At 70.8% G+C, this 23,152-nt stretch carries 19 protein-coding genes and 1 riboswitch; of the genes, 14 read left to right on the plus strand and 5 right to left on the minus strand.

Annotated features, from left to right (window positions below):
• Window positions 1-47: 47 nt before the first annotated feature.
• From BLV39_RS03805 to BLV39_RS03815, 3 genes are read left to right on the plus strand one after another with little or no spacing between them, the layout of a single operon-like run.
• The gene (locus BLV39_RS03805; RefSeq protein ID WP_090787218.1) at window positions 48-347 is read left to right on the plus strand and encodes a type II toxin-antitoxin system VapB family antitoxin; all 300 of its coding nucleotides are present in this window, start codon (window positions 48-50) and stop codon (window positions 345-347) included.
• A gap of 10 nt (window positions 348-357) precedes the next feature.
• Entirely contained in the window at window positions 358-1,527 is a 1,170-nt protein-coding gene (locus tag BLV39_RS03810; RefSeq protein WP_090787221.1) for an acyl-CoA dehydrogenase family protein, read from the plus strand.
• A gap of 51 nt (window positions 1,528-1,578) precedes the next feature.
• Window positions 1,579-2,316 (plus strand): DUF4230 domain-containing protein, encoded by a 738-nt coding sequence (locus BLV39_RS03815; protein WP_090787224.1) that lies wholly within the window; start codon window positions 1,579-1,581, stop codon window positions 2,314-2,316.
• Window positions 2,317-2,360: 44 nt separating this feature from the next.
• Here BLV39_RS03815 and BLV39_RS03820 read toward each other — a convergent pair whose 3' ends face one another.
• Window positions 2,361-2,564 carry a PspC domain-containing protein gene (locus tag BLV39_RS03820; RefSeq protein ID WP_090787227.1) on the minus strand — a complete coding sequence of 68 codons (204 nt, stop codon included), beginning with the start codon at window positions 2,562-2,564 and terminating at the stop codon, window positions 2,361-2,363.
• A gap of 165 nt (window positions 2,565-2,729) precedes the next feature.
• Here BLV39_RS03820 and BLV39_RS03825 point away from each other — a divergent pair, with 165 nt between their 5' ends.
• The 6 genes from BLV39_RS03825 to BLV39_RS03850 all read left to right on the plus strand — a co-directional run bounded on the left by BLV39_RS03825 (window position 2,730) and on the right by BLV39_RS03850 (window position 11,515).
• A complete protein-coding gene (locus tag BLV39_RS03825; protein ID WP_090787230.1) occupies window positions 2,730-4,097 on the plus strand; it encodes an L-serine ammonia-lyase in 1,368 nt (455 codons plus the stop codon).
• A 189-nt stretch (window positions 4,098-4,286) separates the two neighbouring features.
• On the plus strand, window positions 4,287-5,105 hold the full coding sequence (locus BLV39_RS03830; protein WP_090787233.1) for an ABC transporter permease: 819 nt from the start codon (window positions 4,287-4,289) through the stop codon (window positions 5,103-5,105).
• An 80-nt stretch (window positions 5,106-5,185) separates the two neighbouring features.
• Window positions 5,186-5,851, plus strand: coding sequence for an ABC transporter ATP-binding protein (locus tag BLV39_RS03835; RefSeq protein ID WP_373315333.1), 666 nt, complete (start codon window positions 5,186-5,188; stop codon window positions 5,849-5,851).
• A complete protein-coding gene (locus BLV39_RS03840) occupies window positions 5,848-7,635 on the plus strand; it encodes a DUF5941 domain-containing protein (protein ID WP_090787239.1) in 1,788 nt (595 codons plus the stop codon). The genes BLV39_RS03835 and BLV39_RS03840 overlap by 4 nt, the downstream gene beginning before the upstream one ends.
• Complete coding sequence (locus BLV39_RS03845; protein ID WP_239083695.1) at window positions 7,602-9,794, plus strand: bifunctional glycosyltransferase/CDP-glycerol:glycerophosphate glycerophosphotransferase; 2,193 nt, start codon at window positions 7,602-7,604, stop codon at window positions 9,792-9,794. The genes BLV39_RS03840 and BLV39_RS03845 overlap by 34 nt, the downstream gene beginning before the upstream one ends.
• A 2-nt stretch (window positions 9,795-9,796) precedes the next feature.
• Window positions 9,797-11,515 carry a glycosyltransferase gene (locus BLV39_RS03850; RefSeq protein ID WP_090787242.1) on the plus strand — a complete coding sequence of 573 codons (1,719 nt, stop codon included), beginning with the start codon at window positions 9,797-9,799 and terminating at the stop codon, window positions 11,513-11,515.
• Between the two features lie 42 nt (window positions 11,516-11,557).
• On the opposite strand, the gene BLV39_RS03855 is transcribed toward BLV39_RS03850, so the two are convergent.
• Window positions 11,558-13,183 (minus strand): glycosyltransferase family 2 protein, encoded by a 1,626-nt coding sequence (locus tag BLV39_RS03855; protein ID WP_090787246.1) that lies wholly within the window; start codon window positions 13,181-13,183, stop codon window positions 11,558-11,560.
• Between the two features lie 276 nt (window positions 13,184-13,459).
• Between BLV39_RS03855 and BLV39_RS03860 the strand changes: the two genes are divergently transcribed.
• Together BLV39_RS03860 and BLV39_RS03865 are read left to right on the plus strand one after the other, a co-directional pair.
• Window positions 13,460-15,172 carry a glycosyltransferase family 2 protein gene (locus BLV39_RS03860; RefSeq protein ID WP_090787249.1) on the plus strand — a complete coding sequence of 571 codons (1,713 nt, stop codon included), beginning with the start codon at window positions 13,460-13,462 and terminating at the stop codon, window positions 15,170-15,172.
• A gap of 10 nt (window positions 15,173-15,182) precedes the next feature.
• Window positions 15,183-16,085: a diacylglycerol/lipid kinase family protein gene (locus BLV39_RS03865; RefSeq protein ID WP_090787252.1), complete on the plus strand. Its 903-nt coding sequence runs from the start codon at window positions 15,183-15,185 to the stop codon at window positions 16,083-16,085.
• Here BLV39_RS03865 and BLV39_RS03870 read toward each other — a convergent pair.
• Window positions 16,077-17,318, minus strand: coding sequence for a glutamate-cysteine ligase family protein (locus tag BLV39_RS03870; protein ID WP_204082783.1), 1,242 nt, complete (start codon window positions 17,316-17,318; stop codon window positions 16,077-16,079). The two genes, BLV39_RS03865 and BLV39_RS03870, sit on opposite strands and share 9 nt — an antisense overlap.
• 379 nt (window positions 17,319-17,697) lie before the next feature.
• Window positions 17,698-17,829: riboswitch (cyclic di-AMP (ydaO/yuaA leader) on the plus strand.
• A 61-nt stretch (window positions 17,830-17,890) separates the two neighbouring features.
• Between BLV39_RS03870 and BLV39_RS03875 the strand changes: the two genes are divergently transcribed.
• Entirely contained in the window at window positions 17,891-18,886 is a 996-nt protein-coding gene (locus BLV39_RS03875; RefSeq protein ID WP_176984754.1) for a coiled-coil domain-containing protein, read from the plus strand.
• A 12-nt stretch (window positions 18,887-18,898) separates the two neighbouring features.
• Here BLV39_RS03875 and BLV39_RS03880 read toward each other — a convergent pair whose 3' ends face one another.
• The gene (locus tag BLV39_RS03880; protein ID WP_090787261.1) at window positions 18,899-21,277 is read right to left on the minus strand and encodes a glycoside hydrolase family 65 protein; all 2,379 of its coding nucleotides are present in this window, start codon (window positions 21,275-21,277) and stop codon (window positions 18,899-18,901) included.
• On the minus strand, window positions 21,274-22,026 hold the full coding sequence (locus tag BLV39_RS03885; protein WP_090787263.1) for an HAD family hydrolase: 753 nt from the start codon (window positions 22,024-22,026) through the stop codon (window positions 21,274-21,276). Before BLV39_RS03885 ends, BLV39_RS03880 begins: the two co-directional genes overlap by 4 nt.
• 125 nt (window positions 22,027-22,151) lie before the next feature.
• Between BLV39_RS03885 and BLV39_RS03890 the strand changes: the two genes are divergently transcribed.
• Both BLV39_RS03890 and BLV39_RS03895 read left to right on the plus strand, forming a co-directional pair.
• Window positions 22,152-22,556 (plus strand): DUF3224 domain-containing protein, encoded by a 405-nt coding sequence (locus BLV39_RS03890; RefSeq protein WP_090787265.1) that lies wholly within the window; start codon window positions 22,152-22,154, stop codon window positions 22,554-22,556.
• On the plus strand, window positions 22,553-23,110 hold the full coding sequence (locus BLV39_RS03895; RefSeq protein ID WP_090787268.1) for a MarR family winged helix-turn-helix transcriptional regulator: 558 nt from the start codon (window positions 22,553-22,555) through the stop codon (window positions 23,108-23,110). The genes BLV39_RS03890 and BLV39_RS03895 overlap by 4 nt, the downstream gene beginning before the upstream one ends.
• The last annotated feature ends 42 nt before the right edge of the window (window positions 23,111-23,152 follow it).

Consider the following 23,152-nt stretch of genomic DNA (forward strand, 5'->3'; position numbering starts at 1 on the left):
GCTGAGCCAGCTGGCGGTGAGCCACCTAGCCAAGAGAGGAGCGGCGCGTGATCTTCAAGTCGGTGCGTGACGGCCGCCCCTACCCGGACCACAACTTGACGCTCAAGCAGTGGTCCGAGATCCCGCCGCGGCCGCTGCGGCTCGACCAGCTCATCACGACCAAGCGGGAGCTGGCCCTCGACAAGCTGCTGGCCGAGGACTCGACCTTCTACGGCGACCTCTTCCCGCACGTCGTGCAGTGGCATGGCGGCCTCTACCTCGAAGACGGCCTGCACCGTGCGCTGCGGGCCGCGCTCCAGCAGCGCAACCAGATCCACGCCCGGGTGCTGGTGCTGCCCACCGAATAAGGTGAGCGGCATGGACCGCGTCGCCCCGCTGGAACTGCTCGACCTCGACGGAAACCTCTCGCCCGAAGACCGTGACATGCGCGCCGTGGTGCGCCGGGTCATCGACGACCGGGTCCGGCCCCACGTCGCCACCTGGTACGAGGACGGCCGCGTGCCGGTCCGCGAGCTCGCCGCGGAGTTCGGCAAGCTCGGCCTGCTCGGCATGCACCTGACCGGCTACGGCTGCGCCGGGGCCACTGCGACCGCGTACGGCCTGGCCTGCCTGGAGCTGGAGGCCGGCGACTCGGGCGTGCGCTCACTGGTGTCCGTCCAGGGCTCGCTGGCGATGTTCGCGATCCACCGGTACGGGTCGGAGGAGCAGAAGCAGCGCTGGCTGCCACCGATGGCGGCCGGCGAGGCCATCGGCTGTTTCGGGCTGACCGAGCCCGACCACGGCTCCGACCCGGCCGGGATGGCCACCCGGGCCCGCCGTGACGGCGGCGACTGGGTGCTCACCGGCGGCAAGATGTGGATCACCAACGCGCCGGTGGCCGACGTCGCGGTGATCTGGGCGCGCACCGACGACGGCGTCCGCGGGTTCGCCGTGCCGATGGACACGCCGGGCGTGACGGCCCGCGAGATCAAGCACAAGATGTCGCTGCGGGCCTCCTCGACCGGCGAGATCGTGCTCGACGACGTCCGGCTGCCCGACGCGGCCCGGCTGCCCGGCGCCGAAGGGCTCAAGGCGCCGCTGTCCTGCCTGACCGAGGCGCGGTTCGGCATCGTCTGGGGTGCGCTCGGCGCGGCCCGGGACTGCCTGGAGACGGCGATCGACTACGCCTGTTCCAGGGAGCAGTTCGGTCGCCCGATCGCCGGCTTCCAGCTCACCCAGGCCAAGCTCGCCGACATGGCGCTCGAGCTCCAGAAGGGCTACCTGCTGGCGCTGCACCTGGGCGCGCTGGCCGACGCCGGCCGGCTGCGGCCCGAGCAGGTCAGCGTCGGCAAGCTCAACAACGTGCGCGAGGCGATCGCGATCGCCCGGCAGTGCCGCACCATCCTCGGCGCCAACGGGATCAGCGCGGAGTACCCGGTCATGCGGCACGCCAACAACCTGGAAAGCGTGCTGACCTACGAAGGCACGAGCGAGGTGCACCAGTTGGTCGTCGGCCAGAAGCTCACCGGGGTGTCGGCCTTCGTTTAGGGGTGGCGCGCATCGGGGAAACTGTTCGCAGAAGGACGGTGAGGTGGACAAATGGCCAATATCGAGCCCACCCGCGAATATCCCGACGTCAACACGCGGACCGACGAACGGCAGTCGGACGATCCGGCGTGGACTGACCAGGAGCGACGGCCGCGCTGGCGCGGTCTGATCTGGTTGGCCGCGATCGTCGTCGTCCTAGTGGCCGGCGGCTTCGCACTCAAGGCGGCGGACCTGTTGCCGAACTGGCGCAACCCGTTCGCCCAGGAGACCACCGACCGCAGCCAGCCGCCGCTGCTCAAGTCGATCCAGGACCTGAGCCGCTACGTCGCGGCCGAGGGCAACTTCCAGGTCATCGTCGACAAGCAGACCAGCCGCGACAACATCCCGGAGTTCCTGCTCAACGAGCGCACCCTGTTCGTCGGAGTGGGCTCGGTCGAGGCCTACGTCGACTTCGGCAAGCTCGCCGAGGGTGCGATCGTGGAGTCGCTCGACGGCAAATCGGTCGAGGTCAAACTGCCCGCGCCGCAGCTCGGCGAGGTCAACCTCGACACCGAGGGCAGCTACATCTTCGCTGAGGAGCGCGGCCTGGCCAACCGGCTCGGTGACCTGTTCAAACGGGACCCGAACCAGCAGGCGGAGGTCTACCAGCTCGCCGAAGAGAAGATCAAGGCGGCCGCGGTCGACAGCGGGCTGCAGGACCGGGCCCGCACCAACACCAAGTCGATGCTGGAGGGCATGCTCCGGTCCCTCGGCTACGAGACGATCACCATCACCTACACCGCGCCGTAGTAAAAGAGGAGGGGCCCCTGTCGACGACAGGGGCCCCTCCTCTTTCAGGCGCGTGCGGTGTAACGGCTCTCGTCGGGCATCAGGACCCACAGCACCATGTACACCAGCACCTGCGGGCCCGGAAGCAGGCAAGAGAGCACGAAGAGCAGGCGCATCGTGTTGGGCCGCATTCCGAAGCGGCGCGCGAGGCCGCTGCAGACACCGGCGATCCATCGGTCATCACGGGGGCGGACGAGTCTGGTGCTCATCGGTAAGTCCCTTTCCCTTCACTCGGTCCTGATATCAACGGTAGAAACGGACAGCCAGGCCGCCCTCCGTCCATGGGTGGATTCGGGCCACGCGCTTCCCGTAGGGAGTACCCCGATTGCGCGCGTATGCTCGCGCGCGGCGGCCGGCAGAATGGAGCACCCCCGGTGATCAGCGCTTTCGACCTCTTCACGGTCGGTATCGGACCGTCGAGCTCGCATACGGTCGGCCCGATGCGGGCCGCGCGCACGTTCGCCGCCGGGCTCGCCGCCGACGGCGTCCTCTCCTCCACCGCCCGGGTCCGGGCCGAGCTGTTCGGTTCGCTCGGCGCGACCGGGCACGGGCACGGCAGCGACCGGGCGGTGGTGCTCGGGCTGGCCGGCGAGACGCCCGAGGGTGTCGACACCGACGAGGTGCCCAAGCTGGTCGCCCGCACCGCGGAGAGCCGGCGGCTGACCCTGCTCGGCCAGCACGAGATCGACTTCGACCCGGCCGACGACGTGGTCCTGCACCGCCGCCGGTCGCTGCCCTACCACCCGAACGGCATGACCTTCGCGGCCTTCGACGCCGCCGGCGGCACGCTGCGGGAGCGCACCTACTACTCGGTCGGCGGCGGGTTCGTGGTCGACGAGGAAGCGGCGGGGGCCGACCGGATCAAGCCCGACACCACCGCGGTCCGCTATCCGTTCACGACCGGCGCTGAGCTGCTCACCCGGGCCGCGGAGGCCGGGGGTTCGATCTCCGACGTGATGCTCGCCAACGAGCTGTCGTGGCGCTCCGAGGCCGAGGTCCGCGCCGGTCTGCTGGACATCTGGCGGGTCATGCGGGAGTGCGTCGAGCGCGGCTGCGAGCGGGACGGGACGCTTCCCGGCGGGCTCAAGGTCCGCCGCCGGGCGGCCGAGCTCAAGCGCAAGCTGCGTTCGGAGATCGCCGGCGACCCGCTGCGCGTGATGGACTGGGTGACCCTGTTCGCCCTCGCCGTCAACGAGGAGAACGCGGCCGGCGGCCGGGTGGTGACCGCGCCCACCAACGGCGCCGCCGGCATCATTCCGGCCGTCCTGCACTATTACACCCGGTTCGTGCCCGAGGCGACCGCCGACGGTGTGGTCCGCTTCCTGCTCACCGCCGCGGCGATCGGTGTGCTCTTCAAGGAGAACGCGTCGATCTCCGGTGCCGAGGTCGGCTGCCAGGGCGAGGTCGGCTCGGCCTGCTCGATGGCGGCCGCCGGCCTGGCCGAAGCGCTGGGCGGCACGCCGGAGCAGGTGGAGAACGCCGCGGAGATCGGCATGGAGCACAACCTGGGTCTGACCTGCGACCCGGTCGGTGGCCTGGTGCAGATTCCGTGCATCGAGCGCAACGCCGTGGCGAGCATCAAGGCGATCACCGCGGCCCGGCTCGCACTGCGTGGCGACGGGGTGCACCACGTCTCGCTGGACAAGGTCATCAAGACCATGCGGGAGACCGGCGCCGACATGAAGGTGAAGTACAAGGAGACCGCGCGGGGCGGGTTGGCCGTCAATGTCATCGAATGTTGACCTTGGTTGCCACGGTGCCGCTGGGCTTATCGCGATGTTTAACCGACTGCTAACCTATGGCGCGTCAGCGGGCCGCGTCGGCGCACCCCAGCCGCCGCGACGCGAGCGCCGCCAGGGCAGCCCTCGCAAAGACCATGAGCTGACGCCGATGGGTTGCCCGTCGCAAGAGAAACGCAGGTGGAGGCGGCTGTGACATCGAGCGTTACCACGTTGTGGGAAAACCGCAACGCCCTTGGGCTGCTGGTCCGCCGAGACCTCTCGGTGAAATACCAACAGTCTATTCTCGGTTACTTATGGTCACTGATCGAGCCGCTCGGCGTCGCCGCGATCTACTGGTTCGTCTTCGGTGTCCTCTACGGCACCGGTGCCGACCGGCACCTCGGCGACGCGAACAACTCGTACCCGCTGTTCCTGATCACCGGCATCTTCGCGTGGTCGTGGGCCAACGCGGCGATGGGCGAGGCGACCAGCGCGCTGACCGGCCAGGCCCGGCTGATCACGACCATGAAGGTCGCACGCCAGGTCTTCCCGATCGGCCGGGTGCTCGGCCGGTTCGCCGAGTTCGTCGCAGGCATCCCGATCCTGATCATCCTGGCGATCGTCTTCGGTGAGCTGCACTTCGACTGGCAGTTGCTCGCGCTGCCGCTCGCGATCTTGCTGCAGACCGTCTTCCTGACCGGGCTCGCGCTGCTGCTCTCCTCGCTCAACGTGCTGCTCCGCGACGTCGAGAAGCTGATGCGGCTCGGCCTGCGGTTCCTCTTCTATGCGACGCCGATCATCTACCCGCTCGCGCTGGTGCAGAACGCGGACATGCCGGGCTGGGTCAAGACGGTGTACGAGCTGAACCCGCTGGTCGGCATCATGCAGCTCTACCACGCCATCTGGTACCCCGAGATGTTCCCGAGTGCCCAGTTGCTCGGCGTCACCGTTGGCATCAGCCTCGTCCTGCTGGTCGGCGGCTGGTGGGTGTTCCGCCGCCTCGAACCCGCCGTCCTCAAGGAGCTGTAGTGGCCACCCCGATCATTGAGGCCGAAGGGCTCGGCGTCCGGTTCGTTCGCAACCGTCGCAGGCAGATGCGCATCCGCGAGATGTTCATCCACCGCAGCAACCGGTCGCCGAACCCGGGCGAGTTCTGGCCGCTGCGCGACGTCAACTTCAGCGTCAACGCGGGCGACGCGCTCGGCGTCATCGGCCGCAACGGCACGGGCAAGAGCACGCTGCTGCGGTTGATCGCCGGTGTGCTGATCCCCGACGAGGGCAAGATCACCGTGCGCGGCCGGGTCGCCCCGCTGCTCGAGCTCTCCGCCGGCTTCTCCAACGACCTCACCGGCCGGGAGAACGTGCACCTGGTCGGCTCGCTGCACGGGCTCTCCAGCAACTTCCTCAAGAAGAACTTCGACGAGATCGTCGACTTCGCCGGCGACCAGGTGAGCTCGGCGATCGACACCCCGGTCCGGCACTACTCGTCCGGCATGAAGGTGCGGCTCGGCTTCTCCGTGATCGCCCGGTTGTCGCACCCGATCCTGCTGGTCGACGAGGTCATGGCGGTCGGCGACGCGGAGTTCCGCAAGAAGTGCTACACCACCATCGAGCGGCTGCTCGCCGAGGGCCGGTCGCTGGTGCTGGTGTCGCACAACGAGGCCGACCTGACCCGGTTCTGCAACCGCGGGCTCTACTTCGAGCAGGGCAAGCTGGTCACCGACGGCACGGTCCAGGACGCTCTCGACGCCTACAACTCCGTGGTTCGTTCGTGACGGTAGCCGTCCTGTTGCCGGGCTCCGACCCGGCGCTGATGGATCGGCTCGCCGCCCAACTCCACGCCGCCGGCGCCCGCGAGGTCCGGGACACTCTCCCGGCCGACCTCGCGGAGCCGGTGTTGATCTGCTCGGGTGACCTGGTCGCCCACGACGCCGTGATCCGGCACCTGGCCACCGCGCCGGGTGCCGGCAGCGTCGCTCTCGTGCTGCCCGACGGCCCGGGCGACCCGGTCCGCGAGGAGCGCGGCCAACTCGTGCCGGGCGAGCCGACCGGGGTCTCCGGCGGGCTGGTCCGGGTCGGCGTGGCCGACCTGCCGGCGCTGTCCGGTGGCGTCGTCGTCGCGGACCTGCTGGCGGCGGGCGCCACCGTCACCGCGCAGCGCGTCCGGCTGCTGGTGGCCCGCCGGGTCAGCGACCCCGCGGAGATCCCCGCCGCGCTGGCCGCCGTGGCCGAGGTCGACTCCGACCGGGCCGAGCTGCGGCTCGCGGTCAAGGAGCAGGACGACTTCTTCACCACCTACTTCGTGAGCCCCTGGTCGCCGCACGTGACCAGGCTGGCGGCCCGGCTGCGGCTGAGCCCGAGCCAGGTCACCGCGGTGTCGATCGTGGTCGTCGCGGCCGCCGCGGCGCTGTTCGCCTATGGCGGCGGCCACCTTGCCTGGGTGCTCGGCGGCATCCTGCTCTACCTGGGCTTCGTCCTGGACTGCGTCGACGGCCAGCTCGCCCGCTACACCCGCAACTTCAGCGTGTTCGGCGGGTGGCTGGACACGATCGCCGACCGGGGCAAGGAATACCTGGTCTACGCCGGTCTCGCGGTGGGAGCCGAGGCGGCCGGCCTGGCCGGTGCCTGGCCGTTGGCGATCGCCGCGATCGGCCTGCAGACCGTCCGGCACATGACCGACACCTGGTACGGCACCCTGCACGACGTCGCGGCCCGCTCGGCGAGCGCGACCCCGGCCGCCGGTGGCGGAGTCGCCGGGCGGCTCGGTGCCGTCTCGGCCCGGGTGCGCGCCGACAGCGGCTCGGTCGCCTACTGGCTCAAGCGCACCGCGGCGTTCCCGATCGGTGAGCGGTGGGCGGCGATGGCGCTGCTGGCGGCGCTCTTCGGGCCGCGGATCGCGCTGATCGGCGTGCTGGCCGGCATCGTGGTCGCGTTCGCCTACACGCTCGGGCTGCGTACGCTGCGGGCCCGTGGCATGCGGGTCTCGGCTTTCACCGGCGTCCCGGCCGCCGAACAACGCGACGACGGCCCGCTCGCCCGCCTGCTCGGCCGCTCCGGCCTCGGCGGCCCGCTTGCCGGTGCCGTCGCCGCCATGTTCGGCGCGCTGTTTCTGGCCGTCGCGTACAACAGCACCGGTTCGCGCACCCTGACCCTCAGCGCCGGGATCGCCGTCGTCCTGGTCGCGGGGCTGACGTCCGGCGCGGCCCACGTCCGCCCGCTGGACTTCCTCGTGCCGGCCGCCCTCCGGGCCGCCGAGTACCTCTTCGTGATCGCGATCGGCGTGTCCTACGACGTGCCCGCCTGGGGCACTTTCCTGCTGTTGTTCGCACTCGCGCTCTGGCACTACGACCTGACCGCCCGGCTGGAGAAGCGGGAGGCCGGTGGCTGGCTGCAGAGGTGGGGTCTGGGCTGGGACGGCAGGATCCTCGTGCTGGCCCTCGGCTGTGGTTTCGGGCAGGCGACCGCGACGACGGTTACGATCGCTTCTTACCTCCTGTTTACCTTCTTGTTGGGCAGTGTGATCTGGTGGCGGAATCGGGCGGCGGCCGCAGCCCTTTGATCAGCTTCATCGTTCCGGTCTTCAACGTCCGGCCCTACCTGCGGCAATGCCTCGACTCGATACTCGCGGACGAGTCTGTCCCGATCGAGCTCATCGCGATCGACGACCGGTCGACGGACGGCAGCGCCGACATCCTGGCCGAGTACGCGGCCCGCGACCCGCGGGTCGTCCTGTTGACCATGGAGCGCAACAGCGGCCAGGGTCCGGCCCGCAACCACGGTCTGGCGGCGGCGACCGGTGACTACGTCTGGTTCGTCGACAGCGACGACTGGCTGGCCGACGGCATCGTGGCCGCGGTGGCCGCCCGGATCGCGCACCTCGACCCCGACGTCGTGGTGATCGACCACATCCGGGCGCACTGGGACGGCGCGGTCGACCGCTCGGTCAACCGGTTCGCCGAGGCGCCGGAGGTCTTCGCGTTGCGCGAGTGGCCGCAGGCGATCGAGATCCTGCACACCCCATGGAACAAGATCATCAGGCGCTCGGTGCTGCTGGCCACCGGATTCGAGTTCAAGACTGGTTGGTACGAGGACGTCCCGTTCACCTATCGGGTCCTGCTCGCCGCCGACAAGATCACGTTGCTCGACCGGATCGGGGTCAACTACCGGCAGCGGCGGATCGGCGCGGCCACCCGGACGGTCGGTGAAGGGCACTTCGCGATCTTCCCCAACTGGTCCGAGGTCTTCGACACCTTCGACGACAGCCGCCCCGGTGCGGAAAAGCTGCGCGCGCTGCTGTTCCGCCGGATGATCTGGCACTTCCTGGTGGTCCGGGGCAACGACGACCGGCTGCCCGACGAGCTGCGCGGCCGGTTCTTCGACGAGATGACCGCGTACTACCACCGCTACCTTCCCGCCGGCGGCTACCCGGTGCCGGGCGGCATGGACGGCGTCAAGCACCGGCTGGTGGCCGGCGGCCGGCAGCGCACGTTCCAGGCCCTGCGGTTCGGCTTCCGCCGGGCGCAGGAGGCCAAGGCGACCGGCGAGGTCGCGGCGCGGGCGGGCCGGCGCGGCAAGCGCGCGGCCCGGCTCGGTCGTGCGGCCGCTCTGCGGGCCTACTACCACGCCGAACTGCGTCGCCCGATGGATCCGCACCTGGCCCTGTTCGCGGCCTACTGGTACCGCGGCCACGCCTGCAACCCGGCCGCGATCTACGAGAAGGCCAAGGAGCTCGCACCAGGCGTACGCGGTGTCTGGGTGGTTCGGCGCGACAAGGTCGGCACCCTGCCGCCGGGCGTGCCGTACGTGATCGCCGGCACCAGGGCGTACTTCCAGGCGCTGGCCCGGGCGACGTACCTGGTCAACAACGTCAACTGGCCGAACTACGTGGTCAAGCGCGAGGGCAGCACGCACGTGATGACCCACCACGGCACCCCGCTCAAGGTGATGGGGCTCGACCAGCGCGACTATCCGGGAGGCGTGCAGGACGCCGACTTCGCCGGCCAGATGCGCCGGGCCGACCGGTGGGACTACAGCATCACCGCCAACGCGTTCACCACGCAGATGTGGGAGCGCGCGTACCCGTGCCGCTACCGCACGCTGGAGACCGGCTACCCGCGCAACGACCGCCTCGCGCTGGCCACGCCCGAAGAGGTCGCCCAGGTCCGGGCGTCGCTGGGCATCGAGCCGGGCCAGCGTGTCGTGCTCTACGCCGCCACGCACCGCGAGCACCTGCCCGGCTACCACCCGCCGTTCGACCCCGAGCGGGTCCGCGCGGCGGCCGGCCCGGACGCGGTGCTGCTGATGCGCAGCCACTACTTCCACGACCGGCGAGGCGCCGCGCCGGATCCGGTCGACCTGCCCGGGGTGCGCGACGTCTCGGGCCACCCGTCGGTGGAGGACCTCTACCTGGCCGCCGACGTGCTGGTCACCGACTATTCGTCGGTGATGTTCGACTACGCCGTGCTGGACCGGCCGATCGTCATCTACGCGCCGGACTGGGAGGCGTACCGGATGATCCGGGGCGTCTACTTCGACGTCGTGGCCGAGCCGCCGGGTGCCGTCGCTCAGACCCTCGACGACCTCTGCGACGTGCTGAGCACGGGCGCGTTCGAGAACGACGCGGCGACGAAGGCCCGGGCGGAGTTCCGCCGCAGGTTTGCCACGCTCGACGACGGCCACGCCGCGCAGCGGGTGGTCGAGACCGTATTTCGAGGCTGATCATGCTGAGTGTCGTCGTCCCAGTGCACAACGTGGCTCGCTACCTGGACATTTGTCTTGAATCGCTCGCCGCGCAGACTCATCGCGACATCGAGGTCGTGCTGGTCGACGACGGCTCCACCGACGGCAGCGGCGACATCGCGGCCGGCTGGGCGGCGAAGGACTCCCGCTTTCGGGTGGTGCACCAGGCCAACGCCGGGCTCGGCGCCGCCCGCAACGCCGGTGCGGCGCTGGCCACGGGTGCCTATCTCGCCTTCGTCGACGCTGACGACGTGCTGCCGCCGTACGCCTTCGAGGTGCTGGTCAACGCGCTTGAGCAGACCGGCTCCGACTTCGCCAGCGGCAACGTCGCACTGCTGACGGACGGCAAGCTGACGCCCTCCCCGCTGCACCGCGGCACCCACCGGGAGACCCGGCTGGCCGTCGACCCGCGCGAGCACCGCTACCTCGTCTACGACCGGCTCGCCTGCAACAAGGTGTGGCGCCGCTCGTTCTGGGGCGAGACCCGGTTCCCGGAGGGCGTGCACTACGAGGACATCCCGGTGACCGTGCCGCTGTACGGCCGCGCCCGCAGCGTGGACGTGATCGACCTGCCGGTCTACTACTGGCGGCAGCGGCCGGCCGGCGACCCGTCGATCAGCCAGCGGCTGGCCGAGCAACGCAACCTCGACGACCGGTTCGCGGCGGTCACCTTCGCGCTGTCCGCGTTGGACGGTCCATTCGCGACCTGGTACGCGGAGACCGCGCTGCAGAGCGATCTGCGCCTGGTGCTGGAAGTCCTGCCGGACGTCGACGACGCGTACCGGGCGAGGTTCGGCAAACTGGCCAACGCGTTCCTGACCGATGTGGACCCGGCCGTGCTGACCCGACTGCCGGGCCGCCTCGCCACGGCCTGGAAGCTGACCCAGGACGGCGACCTGGACGGGCTCGTCAGCCTGGTCTCGTCGGTGCGCGCTTCCGCCGCGCCTGGTGCGGGGATGGCCGCCTGGCGCGACCCGGCGACCCCGGCCGTGCGGGCGACGGCCGCGGACTGGGTCGACGGCCGGCTCCGGATCGAGTTGGCCGACGAACGCCTTCCCCTTGCGTTGCTCTGGCTGCGCGAGGGCGCGCCCGGCAACCGCGTGGTGGCGCTGCCGGCCGCCGGTGGGTCCGGCACGCTGCGCCCGTCCCGGCTGCGTGGCCGGCCGGGCTGGCAGCCAGGGGAGTGGACGGTCAACGTCGCACCCGCCCGGGACGCGGCGCGGGCACACGTGCGGGTCACCGAGCCGCTCCCGTTCGAGGCGCGCTGGGTGGACCAGGAAACGCTGGTGACGCCGTTGGTCCGCGGCGGCGTGCTGCGGGTCGTGGTCGAGCGTCCCGCAGTGGTCGCCGCCGAGGTGGGTTCAGACGACGAGGTGCTCCACATCGACGGCCGCGGTGAGCTCGCCCCGGGGACGCTTTTGCACCTCGAACGGGCTTTTGGGGTGCCGTCGTTGGCGTACCCGGCGGTGGTGTCCGGTCCGAAGTGGATGGCCCGGGTTCCGTTGACCGACCTGGTCGCGGCGATCGCCACCCCGGGTGTGCCGGACGAGCCGCCGGCGGTGTGGCGGGTCGCCCTCGGCGAACCGGGTGGCCCGACCGTGCCGTTGCCGGCCGGTCCCCGAGTGACGCCGGCCAAGGCCGGCCCCGTCGTGGTCGACATCGACCCGCGCGGCATCCTCCGGGTCACCGAAGGGCGCTGAGGGCGGGCTCCGGAGCGCCCCGCGGCGGGGCACTCGGCCCAGTTATGAGTCTCGGCTGAGCTTCGCGCGTACGCGGCGGGTGGCCTCGGCGGTGTAGCGGCGGAACACGAACCTCGTCGCGGTCGCCAGCGAGCGCGCTCCGCCGACCGGGATCGTGTCGACGCCGAAGAAGCTGACCCTGCGGCCGAGGGTCGGGCGGGCCACCAGCCGAGGCCCGGGCGACACCAGCTCTGCCTGCTGCCACTCGGCGAGGTTGGCGACGGCGAAGTCGCGCCCGCTGACCCAGCGCTCGCCGAACACCGACAGCACCGCCTTCTCCCAGGACTCGTCGGCCCGCTTGACCCGGGCGGCGCGGCGCAGTGCCGCCGTGCGCCAGAGGGCCACGGTGTCCGTGGGCGAGCCGGACTTGGGCGGCAGCACCCGGACCAGGCCAACCCGCCACTGGTTGCAGACGTTGACCAGGCGGCGCACGGTGTTGGCGTCGACGCCGGTGGTGACCGGCACCCGGAGCAGGTAGGGCGACGGGTAGACGTCTTCGGGCGCCTCCGAGACCAGCGCGACCCGCGGCTCGTGCCGGTAGGTCGCCTCCACCAGGCGCAGGTCGAGCTGCGGGTCGGCGAGCACCGACATGCGCTGTTCGCCGATCGCGGCCCAGTCGGCGACCAGCATCACCCGCAGGTCGGTGAGGTCGCTCATCAGCAGCAGGTCGACACAGGTGCGGATCTGCTCGAAGCTGCCCTCGGCCCGCACGATCGCGGTGACCAGCGGCACCTTCCAGGTGCGGTTGCCGACCGAGCGCAGCCAGCGCGGCTGCGGCATCAGGTCGGCCAGGAACGGCCAGTTGTAGCGGCGCAGCGCGTCGCCCCGCTGCATCATGTTGGTCGGGCCCATGTGCCAGCTACCCGCCTTCGGCTCCGGCACGAAGGCGGCGCCGGCCTGGGTCAGCCGGAAGCCGAACTCGGTGTCCTCGCCGAGCCGCAGGTTGGTGTCCAGCCCGCCGGTCTCCTCGTAGAGCCGGCGGGTCAGCGCCGCGGTCGCGCCGACGTGCGCGCGGAAGTTGAGGTGGTCGCCCTTCCGCAACTGGTCGGTCTTTTCGATGATCTCTTCGACGTAGTCGTGCGGCTCGGTGTCGTCCAGGGCGAAGAGCGTGTCGATGGTGCCGGCGGCGGAGCGCTCCGCGACCTCTTCCGGCGTCGACCAGGCGGTGACGAACCGCTTGTAGCCGAGCGTCACCACGTCGTCGCTGACGTGGTGCCAGCGGACCTGGGCCTCGACGTGCTCCGGAAAGACGACCATGTCGGCGTCGAGCCAGTGGATGATCTCGCCGGTGCTGTTGGTGGCACCGACGTGCAGCGCGTTGGCCCGGCCCCAGCCCGCGGAATGGTCCTTGACCCGGACGATGCGGCAGTTGGCCGGGCGGATCTTCGGCAGCTCGATCGGCGGCTCGCTGGTGTCGTCGGCGATCACGACTTCCAGCAGGTCGGCCGGATAGGTCTGGTGCGCCAGCGCCGCCAGCGTCAGGTTGAGCGATTCCTGGCAGTTGTAGGCCGGGATGACCACCGAGACGGTGCGGGTGGGCGTCCACGCGCCGATCTCCGGCGGCTGCAGAACGCTCCAGTCGTTGCGGAAGATCCGGACCGGCTCGTTTGCGTCGTTCGGGGTCGGCACGGTCGTGAGTGTATCTAGCCAAAATCAGCGCCGCCTGGACGCTACGTTAATTGTGCCGGTTGACGGGGGGTTGCCGGCTCAACACGACGGGAGCGTCGCGTGGCGGCGGACCAGCACCCGAATCGTCTCCGCCGGTGGCGGATCTACGCGGGACCACGGGCGACGCGTACCCGCAGGTGGCCGCCTCTGATGTGGCGCGCGGGGCTCAGCGTGATCGAGTCGCCGGACAGCCTGGCCCCTTTTCTTGGCGCGGGCACGCGCGTCGCTTCGATGTGTGTGTCCGCCGCGTCGCTCGCCGACCTGCGCGGGCTGCTCGACCATCCGGCCGGCGGCACCATGGTGCGCGAGCTGACCGTCTTCGTGGAGCGCTGGCAGAACCCCGAGGGCACCTGGTCGGGTCGGCTGGGAGCGCTGCCGCACCTGCTCTCGCACCGCACCAGGCTGCCCGCCGTCGGACCGGGCCGGGCCACCGTCGCCCTGGAGGTGCGCCGGCCGGCACCGCTGCGCCAACTGATCATGGCCGTGCTGCCCGTGTTCAGCTCGGTCCGCCCGCTGCCCCGGGCGGTCAGCGCCGACATCACCGTGCAGGACGTCGCGCCGCCCTGGGTGGGTTCGACGGCCAACGTGGCCGTGGTCAGCGGTGCGCTGCCGACCGACGCCGACATCCGCCCGCATGACCTGGTGCTCAGCCAGGACGGCACGCCGCTGCCGCCGGAGAGCGAGGCGACCGCCCCGGAGCTCTACGGCGGGGTCATCCAGGCCGGCACGGCCGGCGTCGGCGGCACGGTGCTGGTCGACGTCGAGCATTCGGCCTGCATCGGTCGCTACGGCCCGTTCGGGCGGGCCGAGCCCATCGCCGACCTCGTCTTCACCGAGGACGACTGGCGGATCGACGGGCCGCAGGGACCGTTGGTGTACGGCCGGACGGATGGCCAGCGCCTCGCGCCCGAGGAGGTCGCCGCACTCGCCAAGATCGGCCTGGTGCGCTGCGCGGCGGCGCCCTGCATCTACCCGGCGGGGGAGGCGGGGGTGCTGGTCAGGCTGGCCGCGGCCGGCGTCCTGGTGCACGCGCCGGACCTGCGCCCGCCCGTCGCCGCGCTCCTCGCCGACGAGCTGCGCCCGCTGGTCGTCGGCGAACTGCCCGCGGACGACCTCGAGTGGGAGGTCCGGGCGGTCCGCCAACGCCGCGCCGCGCTGCGCCAACATGCCACCGCGTTCGCGCTGCCCCGCTTGGCCGGCGACACCTTCCCGGCGCTGGTGGCTCCGCCGTCGGTCAGCGTCCTGCTGGTCACCCGCCGCCTGGAGCACATCGCCGCGACGGTCGCGGCGATCGAGCGGCAGACGTACCCCGACCTGGAGATCGTGCTGTGCCTGCACGGCGCGCACCCGTCCGCGGAGCTGCTCGGCCAGGTCGCCCGCTGCAGCCGGCCGGTCGAGCTGGTGGCCATCGGGCCCGAGCAGCGGTTCGGGTTCGGCGAGGCGATCGGCCGGGCCACCGCCCGCGCGCGCGGCAGCCTGATCACCAAGTTCGACGACGACGACAACTACGGCCCGGAGCATGTCTGGGACCTGGTGCTGGCCAGGCTGGTCTCCGGCGCCACGCTGGTCGGCAAGGCCGCGGAGTTCGTGCACCTGCATGCCCTGGACACCACGGTCCGCCGCCAGAACGGGCGGGCCGAGCACTACGCCGGCGTGGTGGCCGGCGGGACGATGCTGATCAGCCGCGGCGACCTGGAGGAGGTCGGTGGCTGGCGGCCCGTGCCCCGGTCGATCGACCGGGGACTGATCGAGCGGGTGACCCGCTCGGGCGGCCTGGTCTACCGGACCCATCCCCTGGGCTACATCTACCACCGCCGGGCCGAAGGGCACACCTGGGACCCTGGGCTCGAGTACTTCTTGCGCGACAACGGCCCACAATGGCCGGGGGTTCCCCAGCACAGCGAGTTCGGCACGCTGCCCTCGGGCGTAGCCGGACGACCGCTGGGGTAACAGCTCTGCCATGGCTTTGAAGGTCGCGGTGGTCGCGCACAAGCGGAAGAGTCTCGACGGCGGGCTGCCGGAGCTGCGCCGCCGGCTCGCGGACGCGGGCGTGGTCGAGCCGCTCTGGTACGAGGTGCCCAAGAGCCGCAAGGCGCCCAAGCGGGTACGCAAGGCGCTCGACGCCGGCGCCGAGCTGATCTTCGTCTGGGGTGGCGACGGCATGGTGCAGCGCACCGTCGACGCGCTGGCCCGGGCGGGCGCCGGTGACGTGCCGCTGGCCATCGTGCCGGCCGGCACGGCCAACCTGCTGGCGACCAACCTGGGCATTCCCGAGGACCTGGCGGCGGCCGTCGAGATCGGACTGAACGGCCGACGCCGGACGATCGACCTCGGCCGGGTCAACGGCGAGCATTTCGCGGTGATGGCCGGCGCGGGGTTCGACGGCGAGCTGATCCGGGACGCCGACGGAGGCCTCAAGGACCGGCTGGGCCGGGTCGCGTACGCCTGGACGGGCGTAAAGCACGTCCGCGACGGTGCCGTGCCGATGACGGTGACGGTCGACGGCGAGCCCTGGTACGCCGGCACGGCGAGCTGCGTGCTGTTCGGCAACGTCGGCACGATCACCGGCGGCATCCGCGCGTTCGACGACGCCAGCCCGCACGACGGCAAGCTGGAGGTCGGCGTGGCCACCGCCGAGGGTGCGCTCCAGTGGGCGCGCACCCTCGGCCGGATGGCCACCGGACGGTCCGAAGGCTCGCCGTTCATCAAGATGACGGCGGGCCAGAAGATCCGGGTGAAGCTGGCCGAGCCACTTACCTACGAGATCGACGGCGGCGCCCGAGGCTCGGCCGGCAAGCTCAAGGTCCGAGCCGTGCCGGCCGCCGTCACCCTCTGCCTTCCGGCCGGCGGGGCGTCAGCCTAGGGCGGGCTCCGTGAAAGTGGCCGGTGGCACCGGGTCGTCTGCCGGGCAGGCGCCGCGAGCCACGTACCGCTCGATGAAGGTCTCGACCGCTCGCCGGATCCGCTTGCCCGCGCCGCCCCGGTCGAGTGCCGCCGCGGCGGCTTCGAAGCAGGACAGGGCGGCCGTGGCCAGTTGCGGGTCGGACAGCCCCGCGCGGGCGGCGGCCAGCCAGTCGCGGTGCCGGCGCAGCGGCGAGCGCAGGTGCTCGGTGGCCGCTGCTGCCGCCTCGGCCGCGATCGGGTCGTCCAGCAGCGCGGTCACCACCGCGAGCGGCACGACCCAGCCGTCGCCCGGCTGCTGGTCGATCATGCGGAACTCTAGGTAGCCGCGGGGCCGGATCGGCGGCACCAGGGTGCCGAGATGCCGTTCCAGGTCGTCGAGGGTGACCGGACGCGGGCCGTGGCCGCGCAGCCAGGAGCGCATCGTCAGCCCGGTGGGCACCGACCACGGCACGGGTGCCGGCTCGGCGATCATGGCCACCTTGGCGCGCAGCGCGTAGTGCGCCCAGTCGGCGCGCGGCTCGCCGCCGCGGCGCGGTGCGCGGGTCCGGGTGGCGTCGGTGCCGAACCGCAGCGCCTGCCGGTAGGAGACCCAGCGGGTGCCGCGGACGACCCGGGGTGAGTTGGCGAACGCCGCGAGCAGCACGGGGCCGATCGCGTCGGCCAGCCACCACCGCATCCGGTAGCCGGCCCAGCCGTCTGACTCGTCGCCGGAGTCCAGGCAGACCTGCACCGAGGCGGAGTTGCACATCACCGCGAGGCCTTTGCCGCCGGAGCGGGCGTGGTACTCGGCGAGGGCCACGTACCGCGGGTGCGTCGTGATCAGCTCAGGAGTTCGGTACGCGTCCAGGCCGGTGCCGTCCAACTGGAGGCCGTCGGCGGACAGCGCGGCCCGCGTCACGGCCAGGTCGGCCCGGGTGCGCTCGACGCAGTCCCGCAGGGACGCCCCGACCGCGGACGAGATCTCGAGCTGCCCCCCGGGCTCGATGGTGATCTGTCCGCCACCAGGCAACGGCGCCAGGCCGGCGGTCGCCGCGGTGACCCGGGCGATCGACGGGCGCCTCAACGGCGCGCGAGGATCTCGCACGGGGTATTCGAGCTCGACGCCGACCCGCCCGATCGGGCCGACCCGGAATCCCGCGGCCGCGACGTAGGTCTCCGCCGCGCGCTCCGTGAGGACGGCGATATCGTCCACGGCGCCTCCGTTGAAGTGCGGTTGTCCGCCGCCGCCGGTAGTAGCTCCCGGCGGCGCCGTTTTTGGGTGGGGTGGTCTGCCGCCCGGGAAGCCGGTCGGGGTGACTCCATTAGCGGTCTCGTAGGCCGGCTTGTCCAGCGAAACCGGCCAACTCGAAATGAACACCCGATTGACCACACGTTCGGCTGACATGGGCCAAACAGAGGCGGTCTTTCATGTTTTTCCGTGCGCTTTCTTAAGCGCTCCTTACGTCACCGAAAGTCGTTGGTACGTAACGCATTCCCGGCCCAAGTAAGAGGCATCCGATCCTTGCGAAGAATAGGTAGGGATCGGTTAAGCTGGCTGCGGCTTCCGCCGGATCATCCCCCCGGTGACACCGGCGCCGCTGCTGCCTAATCGCCGAGAGGCGAGCCGGGGACCCGTGTTCCATGGGGTGAGTCCGCGAAAGCGGTAGGGGTTGTTCCGTCCCGAACCCGTCAGCTAACCCGGTAGGCGGCCCTACCGAAGGAACGTGAATGACGCGCAAAGGACGTCCGCGCGCTGTTGTTCGGCGCGCCGCCCTGGTCGGGACCGTGACACTGCTGGTGGGGCTTGCCCTTGCTCCAGCCGCTGTCGCGGCACCCAACCCCACCCCGACGCCCGCCGCACCCGCCGAGGGCGGCAAGAACGTGCTGCTTGACGACGTGATCGAGCGGACGAGCCGGGCCTTCGTCGAGGCCAAGAACGCCGTCGCCGACTCGCGCAAGAAGCAGGACGAGCTCAGCAGGGAGATCGCCCGGCTAGATGTGCGACGGGCGGCATTGGCGCCACAGGCGGTCGAGATCGCCCGGCACAACTACATGAACGGCCGGATCGGTCCCGCCCTGATGCTGCTCAACGCCCGCACCCAGAACGACTTCCTGGATCGGGCCGAGCAGCTCGAGAGGCTGGCGGAGTACGACAACGAGCGACTCGCCGAGCTTGCCACCACCCAGCAGCAGGCGTTGGCCGCCAAGAGTCAGCTCGACATCGAGGTCAAGCGCGAGTCCGCGCAGTTGGCCGTGATGAGCAAGCAGAAGAGCGAGGTCGACAAGGCGTTCAAGCTGGCCGGCGGCAAGACGGTCAACGGCAACGTCTACGCGAACCTGCCGACGGCCAAGCAGTCGCCGCGCGGCTCGGACGGCTCGTTCCCCGCGCAGTCGTGCAGCGTGCAGGACCCGACCACCAACGGGTGCATCACCCCGCGGATGCTCTTCGCGCTCAAGGAGACCCAGCGGCTGGGCTACAAGCGGTTCGTCTCGTGCCACCGGGACGGCGGCCCCTTCGAGCATCCGAAGGGGCGCGCCTGCGACTTCTCGGTGTTCAAGACCAACGACTTCGGCAGCGGAGACGCCCAGGGCGACGCCCGGTTCTACGGGAACAACCTGGCCGCGTTCCTGGTCAAGAATGCCGACAAGCTCGGCATTCTCTACGTCATCTGGTACAGGCAGGTGTGGCTACCGTCCACAGGGAACTGGAAACCCTATAGCGGCGTGGGCGGAGACCCGTCCAGCGACCACACCAACCACGTGCACCTTTCCATCCTCTAGGCCAGCGCGGCCTTAGCGGTGTCGGGTGTCGGGTGCCGGCCTTCGGGCCGGTGCCCGACCCGCCGGTTGGCGGGGCTGGCGCCGGTGCGGTTCGAGCCGCGGAATCGGCATCCGCACCTCCTTCTCACAGGTCACCGTGACGCGCTCGCCGTGGTGGTCCAGGTCCATGCTGGCATCGACCTCGCCGTCCCGCAGCGAGTAGATCGCCTCGTGCTGGCGGACGTCGACCCGCAGCCGCTTGCCGTGCCACATCAGCGCGAACTCCAGCCGGCTGATCCGCGCGGGCAGGCGAGGCGCGAACGTGAGGTGGTCCTCGTGGTCGCGCATGCCGCCGAAGCCGGCCACCAGGCCCAGCCACGCACCTGCCAGGGCGGCGATGTGCAGCCCTTCGCGGGTGTTGTTGTGGATGTCGTGCAGGTCCATGAGCGCGGCTTCGCCGAGGTAGTCGTGTGCCAGCTCCAGGTAGCCGACCTCGGCCGCGACCACTGACTGCGTGCAGGCCGACAACGACGAGTCGCGGACCGTACGCCGCTCGTAGTAGTCGAAGTTGCGCAGCTTCTGCTCGTCGGTGAACGCGTCGCCGCACCAGTGCATGGCCAGCACGAGGTCGGACTGCTTGACCACCTGGCGGCGGTAGAGGTCGAAGTACGGGTAGTTGAGCAGGAGCGGGTAGTCCTCCGGCGGCGTGTTGTCGAAGTCCCACTCCTGGTAGCGGGTGAAGCCCTCGACCTGCGGATGGACACCAAGCTCTTCGTCGTACGGGATATGCATGTTGGCGGCCGCGTCCCGCCAGGCGGCGGTCTCCTCGTCGTCGACACCGAGCCGCCAGGCCCGCTCGCTGTGCCGGGTGACGCAGTCGGCCGCGACCAGCATGTTCCGCTGGGCCATCAGGTTGGTGTACACGTTGTCGTTCTTGACCGCCGTGTATTCGTCCGGCCCGGTGACCCCGTCGATGTGGAACTTGCCGTGCCGGTCGTGGTGGCCCAGCGAATGCCACAGCCGGGCCGTCTCGACCAGCAGCTCGAGCCCTATCTCGCGCTCGAAGTCGACGTCACCGGTGGCCTGCACGTAGCGCCGGACCGCGTCGGCGATGCCCGCGTTGACGTGGAAACCAGCCGTGCCGGCCGGCCAGTAGCCGGAGCACTCCTGGCCGCGGATGGTCCGCCACGGGAACGCGGCACCGCGCAGGCCGAGCTGTTTAGCACGGTCGCGGGCCATCTCCAGGGTGGCGTGCCGCCAGCGCAGCGCGTGCGCCACCGCGACCGGCTGGGTGTACGTCAACACCGGCAGCGCGAACATCTCGGTGTCCCAGAAGACGTGGCCGTCGTACCCGGGGCCGGTCAGCCCCTTGGCCGCGATCGGCCGCAACTCGGCCCGGGCACCCGCCTGGAGCACGTGGAACAGCCCGAACCGGACCGCCTGCTGCACCTCCGAGTCGCCCTCGACGCGCACGTCGGCGGCGTCCCAGAAGGTGTCGAGGTATTCGCGCTGCTCCCGGACCAGGCCGTCCCAGCCGGAGAACTCGGCGGCGGCGAGCGCGGCGCTGACCTGGTCGCGGATCGCCGGCAGCGAACGCCGGCTGGACCAGCCGTAGGCGAGCAGCTTGACCACGACCAGCTTCTCGCCCGGCTTGAGCACGCAGGCGATCGTGGTGCGGGCCCAGTCGTCGTGCGCCTCGGTGTTGATGTTGGTCCGCGGCGGCCCGTTGATCTCGTGCGCCATCGCGGCGCCGACCCGCAGGCCGCTCCGCTTGGTGCGGTGGATGAGCTGGGCCCGGTCCTTGTCGGTGAGCCGCTCCTCGATCTGCAGTGGACGCTCCAGCACGGCCGCGACCCGGGGGTCACGGCTCTGCCCGGGCAGCTCCTCGTTGGCGACGAGCTCGGACTGCACGATCAGCCGCAGGGGCTCGTCGACGGCCTCGACCTCGTAGCGGATCGCCGCGATCGAACGCTGGGTGAACGACACCAGCCGCGTGCTGCGCACCTTGACCGCGCGACCCGCCGGCGAGCGCCACTGCACCACCCGGTCGAGGGTGCCGGCGCGCAGGTCGAGGATCCGGGTGTGCGCCTCGAGCTCGCCGTACCGCACGTCGAAGGGCTCGTCGTCGACCAGCAGCCGGATCGGCTTCCCGTTGGTCACGTTGACGACGGTCTGGCCCGACTCGGGGAACCCGTAGCCGGCCTCGGCGTAGGGCAGCGGACGCAGCTCGTAGAACGAGTTGAGGTACGTGCCGGGAAGCCCGTGCGGCTCACCTTCGTCGAGGTTGCCGCGCATCCCGATGTGCCCGTTGCCGAGCGCGAAGACCGACTCGGCCTGCGCCAGCACGTCGACGTCGAGCCTCGTCTCGCGGACGTGCCAGGCCTCGACCGGATAGGCCCGCTCGCGGATCATGCCGTGCCCTCCAGCAGCTCAGAAAGGTCGCGCACGACAACGTCGGCGCCGTGTGTCTTGAGGTCGGCGCCATGGGTGCCACCCACCCGGTCAACGCCGATCACGATGCCGAAGTTGCCGGCTCGACCGGCCGCCACCCCGGCGAGTGCGTCTTCGAAGACGGCCGCGTCCTTCGGCGCCACGCCGAGCAGCTCGGCGCCACGCAGGAAGGTGTCGGGTTGTGGTTTCCCCGGGAGCTTCTCGGCCCGGGCGACGTTGCCGTCGACGCGAGCGTCGAGCAGGTCGCCGAGCCCCGTGATGCGCAGGATGTCGGGGGTGTTGGCGCTCGCCGAGACGACCGCGGTCTTGAGCCCGGCCTTTCGGGCCGCGCGCAGGTAGTCGACGGAGCCGTCGTAGACCGCGACCCCGTCTTCCTTGATCCGGCGGACCAGGATGACGTTCTTGCGGTTGCCGACGCCGTTGACGGTGTCGGCCTCCGGCGGGTCGTCCGGATCACCGTCGGGGAGGGTGATCCCGCGGGACGCGAGAAAGGTGCGTACTCCGTCGGCCCGGGTGCGGCCGTCGACGTATTTGGGATAGTCGGAATGGGGGTCGAAGGCCGTGAACGGCTCGCCGGTTCGCTCACTGCGCCGGCGAAGGAAATCGTCGAATGTCTCGGTCCACGCCGCGTTGTGAACGGTCGCAGTCTGCGTGAGTACGCCGTCCATATCGAACAGACAGGCGGTCACGTGATCGGGTAGCCCCAGCACGGGTCAAATCTAGTCGAACCCACCTACCGATGCTCATGCGCGCCCACTCCCCGGACAGCACGAAATTGATCATTGAATTCGCATTGTCATTTGACATGTGACTGAGTCACACATATGTTGGAGACATGACCAAGATCGTGGAAACCAAGTTCGAGATCACCTCGTGGGACGAGAAGCCCTACCGCGAGTTCGACGACGGCCGGAAGTTCGCCCGCGCCGAGGTCACGCTGGCCGGCACTGGCGACGGATTGACCGGCGGCTCGTTCGAGTCGCTGCTCTACTACCGGGCCGACGGCACCAGCGAGTACGTGTCGATCATGGAGATCACTGGGACGCTGGACGGCCGGTCCGGCAGCTTTGTGCTGCAGGGTGCGGGCACCTACGACGGGAAGGCCGCCCGGGTCGACGTGGCGGTGGTGCCCGGGTCTGGCACTGGTGAGTTGGCGGGCATCAGTGGGACGGCGGAGAGCGTGTCTACGCACGCTGACTACCCGCACATGCCGTTGACCATTCGCTACGAGTTGGCGTGAGCGAGCTCGACCACCAGGCCAATCTGCTCGGCGCGTTCGCGCTGGCGGTCGCCGATCGCACCGGGGCCGCGATGGCGGCCGCCGGCACGGCCGGGAACCCGACCACTGCGGCGGCGCTGTCCGCCCTGCTGCACTTCCTTGATCGGCCGTCGATCGATCAGCTTCGCCGGGTGTTGGGGTTGACCCCGTCGGGCGCGGTGCGGTTGGTTGATCGGCTGGCCGACGCGGGCCTGGTGACCCGGGGTCCCGGTGATGACGGGCGGTCGCGGTCGGTGGCGCTTACTGTCGAAGGCCGTGCGGCCGCCGAACGCCTGTCGGCCGCCCGTGCGGAGTCCTTGCGGTCCACCTTGGCTGTCCTGTCGCCTGCCGAACGCTCCACACTGGACGCTCTGATTGGCCGGGTCATCGGCGGCATCGTTCAGGAGAAAGAGGGCGGCGCTTGGCTCTGCCGGCTCTGCGATCTCGCCGCTTGCGGTCGCGACACGGGTGCTTGTCCGACTGCCAACGCGGCGGCGGCCAAGTATGGGGCTGAGGCGGTTCGTCGGGACGCGTAGCCGGGGCTCTGCCCCGGACCCCGGCCGAGCTGCGGAGGCCCG

The sequence above is a fragment of the Asanoa ishikariensis genome, assembly GCF_900107455.1.
Lineage (GTDB): Bacteria > Actinomycetota > Actinomycetes > Mycobacteriales > Micromonosporaceae > Asanoa > Asanoa ishikariensis.